Source organism: Bacillus cereus group sp. MYBK216-1 (assembly GCF_051916495.1).
GTDB lineage: Bacteria > Bacillota > Bacilli > Bacillales > Bacillaceae_G > Bacillus_A > Bacillus_A thuringiensis_K.
Genome location: NZ_JBQAGT010000009.1, coordinates 65,516 through 78,235, shown reverse-complemented (window position 1 = coordinate 78,235; position 12,720 = coordinate 65,516). Strand labels below are relative to the sequence as shown.

The following is a 12,720-nucleotide window of genomic DNA, read 5'->3' as shown; positions in this document are numbered from 1 at the left end:
ATATACTTCTATATAATTTTATTGATTTTTATTTTTTGAGGTGTTAGAATAGCGTTTGAACATATAATTAAAACTAAAATCAAATCAGAACATATGAAATTAAGGCAAGCGACACACGCTGTTTTTACAGTGGGTGTCGCTTGCCTTTTTTTATATGGATAAAAGTGGAAAATCAAAATGGATTTACAATATGCAACTACTACTACAGAGGGAGTGCTCTCTGCTAGAGAAGCGTTTAAAAACCCTGAACTAGTCCTCAAACATATGACAGAGGAGGGGGCAACGTTTAGTGTTTCCTTACAAGATATCCAAATCCCAGGAAAACCGAATTACTATTGGTATGATGTAATCATTGAAACGACAACGAATAAAAAAATAGAAGTAAATATTGCGGTACTTTCTCAGGAAGAATATAACCAGCTCTGTGAAAGAGATAGTATTGATTTATATTTAAAACAAACTGAAGACGCAGCGAAATTCTTTTTTGAAAAATCAAAGGAACTATTTCAACCAGAATTCAATAATCGATTCAAGTTTAAACATAAAGCTCAATTATATCTGTAAAAGGTAGGTGAGCCTATATGGAGACATTTAAACAACGATTACCGCTATTTACTACAATCGGATTAATTAGCGGATTTATTCTTTCGTTTGGATTCGGTTTAGTAAACTACATCAAGTTACTTTACTATGCATTTGAACCACCTTCTTATCCTATAGAAATTACATATGTACCGCTTATTTTAATGTTCTTCTCTTTACTATTAGGAGAATTTAGCTTTAGGTTTTACAGCCGTATCCCTGCTTTGCATGTAAAAAATGGAAAGTTAATAATTTTGATTGCTTCTCATATTGCAGTTGATATTCAATTTTTATGGTTTGCAACTGCTCCGATCCATGCAAAGGTTATTCCGTATCTTACAGATAAATCAAAACATGTTAATTTTGGTGAGTATGAGGCCATAGGTCATGTTTTAACAGGAAATTTTCACACACTCACTATGATTTTTGTCTTTTTACCTACAGTATTTATGATTTTATTTACACTTTGGTATAGTGGCCATATTGTTCGTTACCGAGAAGAAATATTAAAGTGGGTCCAAAAATACGAATATAAAAATCACAAGTTACAAAAATGGTTTAATAGCCAAGAAGAACAAATATACCCTGATGTAGAAATTGGACCGCATATTGAGCATAAAGAGATGGTTCGTATTAAGGGGAAAGATAGAACGCTAAATGGAATCATTATTGGTCCAATCGGTTCTGGTAAAACATCAAGTTTAATTATTCCCATGATTAATCAAGATTTACACTGGATGGTACGTTTTATAAATAAGTTTGAAACAGCGTATAAAAAGAATGATTATGATACAGAAGAAGTAAAAGGAACATTTTTAAATGGTGTGACTGTTATTGAACCGAGTAATGATTTATGTCAAAAAGTATTTAAATTGGTACAAGCACATAAGATCCCAGCAAGCTCGGTTTACTACATTGATCCAACCAATCCTGATACCAAAAATATAAACATTCTGCGTGGACCGGTTGATAAAGTAGCAGAAGTTTTCGCTATGGTTATTCAAGGTTTGTCTGAATCTAACAATGCATTCTTTGAACAAGCGCAGCGTAACCATCTTAAACAACATATCTATTTATTAAAGCTTCATAACCCACAAAAAGATGTTACCTTCGACGATTTGATTGAGATGTATGTGCGCCCATACGGGTAGATTTAGAATTGATTAAATAGCACTAATCTAGGTTAACTCACGAAAGACCTATTACCAATCACCTCACCTAGAAGGGAAACCTAAAGGGGAAAACAGCATGGTGATAAAGTCATAAGTTGGTCAACTACTAAGATCACGACTGAATGGCAAGGTAAAACTCATAAATAAGGATGAAGGCTACACTGCTTGAATGATAGACCAAGGGTGGTCAGCGATACGAGTAATGAAAGGTAGTTGATACATTACTAGGGAACAAGGTTATAAAGAGGATAGTTTAGGTCGTACATATAAACTATCAGTGAGTCTCTCCCTCCCAGCCACAGTAAGTGGAAAAAAAGGTCAAACGTCACATCCGACATTATGAAAGCTATTCTTTATCTATCTAAATGGGGATTGCCTAAGTTGGGATGCCACCGGCATACTTGCGAATTTGGCTATGAAGAATGAGACCAAGTTACTAACAAGGTGTGTGACTTCTGAATACCCAATAAGGCAACGGAGCCTTCATAGTAGTCCGAGCTAGGGAAAGCCTAGTACATGGCGAAGGAAGGCAACTTATCCGGTCTAAAACAAAATTGGACGGTGTGTGAGACACAATGAGAAATCCAAATGCAGTATTAGACAATCTGAATAAAAAAACAACTAACCCAGCTTATAAATTTGAACGTCTGTATCGAAATCTATATAACCAGGAGTTCTACTTTGCAGCATATCAAAAAATATATGCAAAAGAAGGGAACATGACTAGAGGAACAGATGGGCATACCATTGATGGTATGAGTTTGGAACGTATCGATAAAATTATTGAAAGAATTAAAAACCAAAGTTACCAACCAGCTCCATCTCGCAGAGTATATATCAATAAGGGGAAAGAGGCCTTTAGGGATACCCTCTATAGATGATAAATTAGTTCAAGAAATCGTAAGAAACATCCTAGAAGCTGTTTTCGAACCGACCTTTTCTAACAATTCTCATGGATTTAGACGTAATCGCAGTTGTCATACAGCACTAACACAAGCAACTAAAATCTTCAAAGGAGTTAAGTGGTGGGTAGAAGGTGATATCAAAGGCTTCTTCGACAATATTGACCATCACATTTTGATTAAACTGCTAAAAAGAAAAATTAAAGATGAAAAATTCATTAATTTAATCTGGAAATTTCTTAGAGCGGGTTATTTAGAGGATTGGAAATTCAATAATACTTATAGTGGCACTCCACAGGGAGGAATAATCAGCCCAATTCTATCAAATATTTATCTAAATGAACTTGATAAGTATATCGAAGAGTATAAAACACTATTTGATAAAGGCACACGCCGACAAAACAACATAGTATATACCCAAAAATATAAGCGACTTTGGTATTTAAGAAAGAAATTCGCAGATAGAAAAGTACTGGCTTCACACAATGAATTAACTGAGATTACAAGTGAAGTGAAAAGGCTTCAAAAAGATATACGTACAATGAGTTCAGTAGAATTAATGGATTCTAGCTTTAAGAGAATTCAATATGTACGATATGTCGACGATTTCCTAATAGGGATAATTGGTTCAAAACAGGACGCAGAAGAAGTAAAGAAAGACCTTACGGCTTTTCTAAAGAATAAACTAAATCTTGAACTATCATCAGAGAAAACACTCATTACACATGGCAAAATGAAAACGAGATTCCTTGGATACGATGTAACTATAAGTAACCTTCAGGCTGTATACAAAGGCTCAAACAGTAGAATAGCCAAAAGGTATGCATCAAACAAGTGCGAAATTTACATGCCTAAGGAAAAATGGATTGGAAAACTTAAGGAGCTCAAAGTTCTTAAAATCGAAAAAGATAGTAGTTGGAAGTCTATTCATAGGGCCGAATTAATAAACTCCGACAATTTAGAAATTCTAAGTATATACAATAGTGAAATTAGAGGTTTATATAATTATTATAAACTAGCAAAAAATGTACACAGCCTACAGAAGTTTCGCTACATTATGAAATTCAGCATGGTAAAAACTTTTGCAAACAAATACAAACTATCAGTCAGCAAAATAATGAAAAAGTTTAATCATGAAGGCAATTTTAGAATTTCTTACACGACTAAAACTGGTCAGAGGCATAGATATTTCTATAATGAACCTTTGAAAAGGGTTTATGAAAATCCAACTACTAATAAAGAAATAGATATCGTTCCAAATACTATGATATATGCAGGACGCAATAGTCTAATCAGACGCCTTCAGGCTAGTAAATGTGAGTGGTGTCAAACTGAAAACACCGCTATCGAAATGCATCATGTTAAAAAACTCAAAGAACTAAAAGGAAAACAACTTTGGGAAAGAATCATGATAGCTCGCAACCGCAAAACACTAGCATTGTGTAAAAAGTGTCATGTTGACCTGCACGCTGGAAGGTTAGATTGAAATTCAGAGGATAAGTGGAGAGCCGTATACATGGAAACATGTACGTACGGTTCGGAGGGGAGCGTTTGAAAACCTATCACAGTAATGTAAAAAGGCGTTGGGCGCTTACCCTACGACGATGTAGAACGTGTTCACCGTATGCATAAACTATTAAAGGTACAGGTCGAAAAATTATATGGTTTTGTTCAAAGTGGAGCTGCTTCACGTGACCAAAAAAATGAATATAAAATTATAAAAGGGATTGACGAATGGTTTGGTGCGACACGTTTCTCTATAAATAGTTAATAACTATGAAATGAGAAGACTATCTAGATTAACACAGATAGTAATAACTGATTTAACGAGTGAGTGGAATGAAAGCCTTCATGTTGAGCTGAAACACTCCCAATAATACTCCTACATGCAGAGAAAGTTGATAGACTGCACTGTATGAAGCTAGGTGAAGACGCATGAAGAAAGCCTAAGTACATGACAACATGTATATGGCAATTGATAATGCGGTTGGCTATAAACTAATCATGGTGAGAATGACCAACTGGTCTGACGAAGATACGAATGTACGGGTCTAAAATTCGAATACAGTGAAAACTGTATCCCTTGTATGGAGTAAGTCAACGAAAAGTAAGAATCGAACCTATGAAATTCGTACTATGTAACAATGAACATAGAGAACTTACAGGCCTATAGTATCCACCTAAAATTAGATGTACAGCTAGTTAAATCGGAACGTGGGAAGCGAGAGACAACTATTTAAACCACTATCTTGGGGTTGGTTCATATAAGGTATAAAGCCGAAATTGATTTACTCTCGTGAAAGCAGGGGTACAGTACCGATGAAATTATGGAAACATAGTGGAGGGATAACCCCGAGTCATTAAAGAAATTAAGCAATAGTAACCAAATGAAGTTCATAAGGTCGAGTATGATGATGGGACTTTCCAAAAGGAAGGAGCAATATATCCATCGATGAACGCTACACTGAGAAACAATGAGTACTACGGTATGCAATCCACCTTTGACACGCTATATGAGCGCAGTAAATATAACTGCACAAAAGGAATAGGATTATATGAAATTATAACATCAAAAGAAAATATACTACTCGCATACCGCAATATCAAAGCCAATACAGGCTCAAAGACAAAAGGTACAGATGGAATAACCATAGATAATTACAAAATGAAAAATGTAGAAAACTTCATAAAGGACATTAGAACAGCTTTAAATGATTATAAACCTCAAAAAGTAAGAAGGGTAGCGATACCTAAAGAAAACGGTAAAACAAGACCTTTAGGTATTCCTACAATGAGAGACAGACTAATCCAACAAATGTTTAAACAAGTTCTCGAACCAATATGTGAAGCAAAATTCTACAATCATTCCTATGGATTTAGACCTAATCGAGCGACAAAACATGCAATAGCTAGATGTCAATCTCTTATAAATAAAGGGAATAAACATCATATAGTAGATGTAGATATAAAAGGATTCTTTGACAATGTAAACCACACCAAGCTAATAAAACAGCTATACAACATTGGAATAAAAGATAACAGGGTGCTAAGCATTATTTCAAAAATGCTTAAATCACCAATAGAAGGCGTAGGTATACCTTCAAAAGGAACACCGCAAGGTGGTATTTTATCACCACTACTATCGAACGTTGTACTGAATGATCTAGACTGGTGGATCTCGAACCAATGGGAAAACATGGATACGAAACACAAGTATACAAGCCTTCACAAATATAGAGCACTGAAGGCTACAAAGTTAAAAGAAATGTTTATCGTACGATATGCAGATGACTTTAAAATCTTTACAGATTCTCACGAATCTGCAAAGAAGATATTCCATGCGGTCAAAGAATACCTTGAAAATCACCTACAGCTTAATATATCAAGAGAAAAGTCAAAGATAACAAATATTACAAAGGGTAAATCAGAATTTCTAGGATTCAACTTAAAAGCAGTTAAAAAGAAGAATAAATTTGTTGCTAATACTCACGTTTCAAGTAAACAAATAAAAACTATTTTAGATAAAACCAAAAAGTTAATCAAAGAAATTCAACATAAACCAACTGTAATATCTGTCAACAAATATAATCAATATATATTAGGAATCAAAAACTACTACCGAACAGCTACGCATGTAAATTATAATTTTCGCCTAATAGCCTATCGTCTATCACGAACCTTATATAATCGACTTAAAAACCATGTATTTGAAAAACCAATAAACCCTTCGGTTTTATATAAACGACTTCATAAAAACAACTATAAAACATACAAAATAATGGGAGTCTATTTATATCCAATAGCAGATATTCGAACTGAAAATGCAATGAATTTCAGTCAAAACATCTGTAATTACACCACGGAGGGAAGAAAAAATCACAAGAGAATTAAACAAAATGTAGAACACGAAATCAATAAAATGATGTTCACACAAAGAAATGACAACTTGGAGTACGAGGATAATCGAATCTCTAGATACTCTATGCAGTTAGGGAAATGCTCAATTTTGGGAACATTCCTAGAAGCTGAAGAAGTACATTGTCATCATGTAACCCCCAGAAAATTAGGAGGAAAAGATGATTTTAAAAACCTTGTGATTGTTCATAAATTAGTTCATACACTTATACATGCTACAAAGAAAGAGACGATTGTTAAATATAAAAACTTACTTCAATTGGATGGAAAACAATTGAGAAAACTCAATATGTTTCGTCAGAAATGTAATTTGGATATTATTGATTAGTTAATTTAATGATGGAACGCCGTATGCGGTGAAAATCGCACGTACGGTGTGGAGCAGGGGAAAAGGTGGAGATTGCCTCAAAACCTTACCTATTGCTATATAATACCATTCGTGAAAAGCTGGATTTTCAAGGTGAACCAGCAGTTTATAAATCTGGAAAATACCGCGGACAACCGATGCATTATGACAGAGAAGAAGAATATGTAAAAGGTTTACGCAACATCTTAAAAGATTTAGCTTCAAACGTTTTAATACGACGTGTTTTATTTGGGAAATCTGATTTTGATTTCGATGTCCATGTGCGCCCATACGGGCATTTAGAGATTCAACTCTAGCAAAGTTGTAGGCTCAGGTCTCACAAAAGCCTATCATCAACCAACTTATCCGTGAAGGAAACTGAACGGGGAGTGTAGCATGTTGGTAAAGCCATAAGTTAATTAGTTACCAAATTACGACTGAATGGCCAGATGAAACGTATAGACAAGGATGAAAGCTAAACTGCTTAAACGATAGTCCAAAGGGGGATATCGAACCCCATGACGAAAGGTAACTAGTAACGTTATGTAGTAATGACCATTTAATTAAGTGGATATTAAATGTTTTAGAAGAACGAGTTCTACTACTTTAGACTCAAGTTTCAGAGACCCATTACTAACTATCCACTGTAGGTGGAAAAGGACGAAAGTCGCATCCGACACTATAGCAAGCTCATCTCTAAATGTACTAAATGGGGATTACCTAAGTTGGAACGCCAACACAAACTGGCTATTAAGGATGATACCAAGTGTAAAACAAGGTATGTGGCTTATGAATATCCAATAAGGTAACGGAGTTTCCGTAGTAGTCAGAGATAGGGAAAGCCTATTACAGGGCGAAGGGAAACAGTTTATCAGTTTAATACAAACTAGGAAGGAGCGTGAGGCTCTATGAGAAATCCAAATGAGGTATTAAACAGCCTACGTACCATGGCTAGTAATACAGATTACAAGTTCAAGAGACTATACAGAAACCTGTATAATCCAGAATTTTATTATACGGCATATTCTAAGATATACGCCAAAGAAGGCAACATGACCAAAGGTATGGATGGAAAGAATATCGATGGAATGAGTATTGAAAGAATTAACACTCTTATAGACAAAATTAAACACGAGACCTACAAACCTTATCCAGCTAGACGGATTTATAGGAAGAAAGCTAATGGTGGTAAAAGACCACTAGGCATCCCTTCTATGGATGATAAAATCATACAAGAAATAATAAGAAGTATCCTTGAGAGTATATATGAATCTACGTTCTCCGATGATTCACATGGGTTCAGACCTAAAAAGAGCTGTCATACTGCGTTAATTCAAATTCAAAAGACATATAGAGGAGTACGATGGTTTGTTGAGGGGGACATAAAAGGTTTCTTCGATAACATAAACCACCACTCACTTATAAATATCCTTAAAAGAAGGATTGATGATGAAAAATTTATAAGGTTAATTTGGAAGTTTCTCAGAGCAGGTTATCTTGAAGAATGGACATATAACAACACATTCTCTGGCACCCCTCAAGGAGGCATAATCAGTCCCATACTATCAAATATTTATCTGAACGAACTAGACAAATTTATGAAGATCTATAAACAACAATTTGATAAAGGAGCAAGAAGAAAGACAAATCGTGATTATGCGTACCTTTCAGATAAGAAATACCGACTACGAAAAAAACATGAGGAACAATGGGGACAAATGTCAGAGGACGAAAAAAGAGAAGCTAAACTACAGTGGAACAAACTACACAAAGAACAGCTCTCTATACATTCAAAAGAACCTATGGACGAAAACTACAAAAAAATTGTATATACCAGGTACGCAGATGATTTCCTCATAGGAATAATAGGTAGTAAAGAAGACGCTATTCAAGTCAAAGAAAATCTTACGATTTTTCTTAAAGAAACCCTTGAACTCGAGTTGTCACAGGAAAAGACTCTCATAACCCATAGTGAAAAATTAGTACAATTTCTCGGTTACGATATTACAATCTCAAGAGAAGAAGCAATAGCAAAAACAACCCATAGAAGGACAAAAAGGGTATTCTCTTTCACGCCTAAACTATACGTACCCAAAAACAAATGGATAAAGAACCTATTTCAAAAAGACGCACTAGCAATTGATAAAAATACAGGTACTTGGAAACCTAGACACAGAACCTATCTAAAAGATAATGACGACTTAGAGATTTTAAGTATCTACAACGCAGAAATTCGTGGTCTATATGAATACTACAAGTTGGCGAACAACGTAAGTGTTATAAATAAATACAAATACATAATGGAATATAGTATGTATAAAACGTTCGCTAGCAAGTACAAAAAAAGTGTTAAACAAATACTCAACAAATATAGAACTAATGGGAAATTTGGTATACGATACAAAACTAAAAACGGTGAAAAGATAAGATATCTTTATGACCAAGGATTTCGGAGACACATTAGTATAGATACCAAAACAGAAGTCGATATTCTCCCAAACACCTTAAAAATGTCTGGACGAACAAGTCTCATTGAACGATTATTAGCCGAAGAATGTGAAATGTGTGGCAAAAAGAACCTAGCTATCGAAATACACCACATAAGAAAGTTAAAAGACCTAAAAGGTAAGAAAATGTGGGAGAAAATGATGATCGCTAGAAAAAGAAAAACCATGGCACTCTGCCATCAATGTCACATAGATTTACACTCAGGTAAGTTGGATTGATAAATGGAGAGCCGTATACTTGGAGACGAGTACGTACGGTTCGGGGGGGGGGAGTACTTGGAAACCTATCATAGAAATATGATAAGGCGCTGGGTACTTACCCTACTTAGAGCAGGGTGGCATTCTACTTGTTAATACTGCGAAAGGGGAATTAGCAGACCTTTCAAACGTATTGGGAAAATTTGTATTGCTGAGTATGCAGAATGCGGTATTCCGTAGGGAACCAAACGTCTCGCCTTATCATCACATTATTGTGGATGAGTTCCCGGATTATGGTACGCCAAGTTCTCCTATAAACGTAGCGGCGTGAAATGGAGGGGCTGACTCTTACACAGCCTAACTATTTGTTCGAATTTTATGGGTGAAACTCCCATTCTAGGATAATAGCTCATTAATCCTAGCCATGATACCCCTACATGCGCTAACTTACACACGAGTTAGGGTCTGAAGTTAGGTAAGGTCGTAACCTGATGGCACAACTCACTAATGCCTATATGGTGCGGTGGTCTTTAAAAACATCCCAATGGTGACGGAAGGAATCCATGTCTTGAAGCGTCGTGAGGGAATCCCTTCTTAACGTGAGCAATCGGAAGGAATAACGGGAACAAGGAGAGGTTCGAAATTCTAATCCTTGCACATAATCGGTTTCGTAATTACCGATTATGCTGAACCAGTATGTTAGAGCTACTCAAGACTGGTGAGTACCGTCGGCTTAAAGTGGGCACCTAAAGGAATGTAAAATAAGGGATAGAACAAATGGAACTTGGGAAGCTTGCATTGCCTTAGGGAGTGTGATCCTGCTTGAAACAATGCAAGTGGCAGCGGTCTCGTAGTAGTGAGGAAGCGGAGTAATGTCCGTGGAGCGAAGGGGACCAGTCGATTCAGAATAACAATGGATATTTCAAATGTCTATATGAACCTCTTCTAGAGTGGGAATTAAACAGCACATCGTTACAATCGCTTGAATAATGGGGAGATGTAATGAGGATTAAAGGACATTTGATAGATAATGAAGCACAGCTCCAAGATAAGTTAGACCTAATATACAAAAAGGCCAAAGAAGATAACTCTTCTTTTCATGGCATGATAGAACTAATGAAAAACAAGCAGACTATTAAAACGGCAATTCACAACATTTAAAGCAATCGTGGGAGTAAAACGGTCGGAATTGACAAGAAAGACGTGAACTACTACCTACAAATGGAAACGGAACAGCTTATCAAACTCATTTGGGAACACATAGACAACTACAAACCTAAACCCGTTCGAAGGCATTACATTGACAAGGGCAATGGTAAAAAGCGTCCTCTAGGAATCCCAGCCATGATAGATAGGATAATCCAAGAAACAGCAAGAATGGTGTTAGAACCCATAGCAGAGGCGAAGTTTTTCAACCATAGTTATGGTTTTCGTCCCTATCGTTCATGTCACTATGCAATAGGCAGAATCTTGAATACCATTTCTAGGTCAAAAACGTACGTAGCCATCGAAGGTGACATCAAAAGTTTCTTTGACCATATTAACCATAATAAACTTGTTGAAATAATGTGGAATATGGGCATAAAGGATAAGAGATTCCTAACTATTATTAAGAAAATGTTAAAAGCAGGTGTACTAGAAGATAATCAACTTTTCCCTACGGAGTTGGGAACTCCACAAGGTGGAATTATATCTCCCCTGTTAGCGAACATATACTTAAATAACTTTGACTGGATGATAGCTAAAGAGTTCGAAGAACACTACGCGCGTTATACTGTTAAACACGCTTTCAGTACAGGACTTAGAAAAGTAGTTAGAAAACATAAGAAATGTTTTCTTGTTAGATACGCAGACGACTGGATAATTCTATGCGAGGATAAAGCACAGGCAAGAACACTCTTGACTAAAATCGATAAGTATTACAAACATATACTCAAATTAGAATTATCAAAGGAGAAAACATTTATTACCGATATGAGAGAGAAGCCAGCCCAATTCCTAGGATTCGACATCAGAGCTGAAAAGATGAGACTGAAAAACCGTATTGCAGGAAAAGCTATACCGAACAAAAAGAAATTAAACTCTAAAATGAGAGAAATTCTTCGAGATACATACAATGTTCGGAAAACAACCAACTCTCACGATGTTGCCGCCCAAATAGAACTTATTAACGCCAAAATTTTTGGTATTAGTAATTATTTCCGTATAGGAAATTCTGCTAGAATTTTCGTTAGATGCGATGACAAAATACGCTATACATTCTACAAGTCTATTAAGAACAAACATGGTGGAGGAGTATTCGAAAAAATACTTACTCCAGCTGAAAATCTTAATAATCGTAAAGATAGGCATAAAGGGCATAAAACCAAAGTTCCCTTCGTTGAAGTCGATGGAGTTAAGATAGGATTAACCAAAATGAGTTTTACACCTAGTACTAAAGCACTCCTATACAATTATGATACGACCCCCTATACACAGATAGGAAGGATAATTTATTCGAGAAGACATGGCAAGGTCGATAAGAAAATGAGACCAACCATTTATTCGAACGACCAAATCAACCAAATGGTCTTGTATCAGATGCTTAGACAAACTAAGAATAAACGACTCTATAACTTTGAATATATACTTAATCGCGATTATGCATATAATCGCGACAAAGGAAAGTGCCGAATATGTAAGACAGGGTTGATTCCAACTAACATACATTGCCATCACGTTAATAATCGACTACCTTTAGAGAAAATCAACAAACTCAGCAATCTTGCCACCATGTGCATAAGATGCCATAAGCTTATACATCAAAAGGACTTAGAAGGCAGTATCTTATACAAACTACCGAAACTAAAGAAATACCGTGAGCTGCTACACATTTGAAATATATCTCATTGTTCACCTTATCTTAATCGCGAGGCAAAGAATAAGGATGATACTAACTAAATTTGTTAGGGATTATCAATCTGAACCGATGGAACGCCGTGTGCGGTGAAAGTCGCACGCACGGTGTGGGGCGGGGGAAAAGTAGAGATAACTTCAAAGCTTTACCTATCGCGACCCGTAAGGGTTAGTAGCTACCCCAGCCCTCTCGGGCTAGGATG

5 protein-coding genes and 5 pseudogenes are annotated in these 12,720 nt (G+C 35.9%); all 10 read left to right on the top strand.

The features are described 5' to 3' along the window. The first annotated feature begins 177 nt into the window (after window positions 1-177). The 10 genes and pseudogenes from ACTFRH_RS24405 (at window position 178) to ltrA (ACTFRH_RS24360) (ending at window position 12,499) form a co-directional block, all read left to right on the top strand. Window positions 178-564, top strand: a complete 387-nt coding sequence (locus ACTFRH_RS24405) for a hypothetical protein (protein ID WP_000365743.1) — start codon at window positions 178-180, stop codon at window positions 562-564. A 17-nt stretch (window positions 565-581) separates the two neighbouring features. Continuing rightward, window positions 582-1,715, top strand: a pseudogene (locus ACTFRH_RS24400) (conjugal transfer protein TraG); the annotation flags it as partial. A 614-nt stretch (window positions 1,716-2,329) separates the two neighbouring features. Continuing rightward, window positions 2,330-4,142, top strand: a pseudogene (locus ACTFRH_RS24395) (reverse transcriptase domain-containing protein). 111 nt (window positions 4,143-4,253) lie between these two features. After that, window positions 4,254-4,406 (top strand): annotated as a pseudogene (locus tag ACTFRH_RS24390) (conjugal transfer protein TraG); the annotation flags it as partial. A 702-nt stretch (window positions 4,407-5,108) separates the two neighbouring features. Further along, a complete protein-coding gene (gene ltrA / locus ACTFRH_RS24385; RefSeq protein WP_000994565.1) occupies window positions 5,109-6,899 on the top strand; it encodes a group II intron reverse transcriptase/maturase in 1,791 nt (596 codons plus the stop codon). 101 nt (window positions 6,900-7,000) lie between these two features. Next, window positions 7,001-7,234 (top strand): annotated as a pseudogene (locus ACTFRH_RS24380) (conjugal transfer protein TraG); the annotation flags it as partial. 591 nt (window positions 7,235-7,825) lie between these two features. Next, window positions 7,826-9,643: a reverse transcriptase domain-containing protein gene (locus ACTFRH_RS24375; RefSeq protein ID WP_001245664.1), complete on the top strand. Its 1,818-nt coding sequence runs from the start codon at window positions 7,826-7,828 to the stop codon at window positions 9,641-9,643. A 103-nt stretch (window positions 9,644-9,746) separates the two neighbouring features. Next, window positions 9,747-9,953 (top strand): annotated as a pseudogene (locus tag ACTFRH_RS24370) (conjugal transfer protein TraG); the annotation flags it as partial. Between the two features lie 671 nt (window positions 9,954-10,624). Continuing rightward, a complete protein-coding gene (locus ACTFRH_RS24365) occupies window positions 10,625-10,783 on the top strand; it encodes a hypothetical protein (RefSeq protein WP_002182079.1) in 159 nt (52 codons plus the stop codon). 60 nt (window positions 10,784-10,843) lie between these two features. After that, a complete protein-coding gene (gene ltrA / locus ACTFRH_RS24360) occupies window positions 10,844-12,499 on the top strand; it encodes a group II intron reverse transcriptase/maturase (RefSeq protein ID WP_003303963.1) in 1,656 nt (551 codons plus the stop codon). The last annotated feature ends 221 nt before the right edge of the window (window positions 12,500-12,720 follow it).

Excerpts from the sequence above, each read along its gene's own strand:
- ltrA (WP_003303963.1), top strand. The coding sequence starts at position 10,844 with ATGGAAACGGAACAGCTTATCAAACTCATTTGGGAACACATAGACAAC.
- ltrA (WP_000994565.1), top strand. The coding sequence starts at position 5,109 with ATGAACGCTACACTGAGAAACAATGAGTACTACGGTATGCAATCCACC.
- ACTFRH_RS24375 (WP_001245664.1), top strand. The coding sequence starts at position 7,826 with ATGAGAAATCCAAATGAGGTATTAAACAGCCTACGTACCATGGCTAGT.
- ACTFRH_RS24365 (WP_002182079.1), top strand. The coding sequence starts at position 10,625 with ATGAGGATTAAAGGACATTTGATAGATAATGAAGCACAGCTCCAAGAT.
- ACTFRH_RS24405 (WP_000365743.1), top strand. The coding sequence starts at position 178 with ATGGATTTACAATATGCAACTACTACTACAGAGGGAGTGCTCTCTGCT.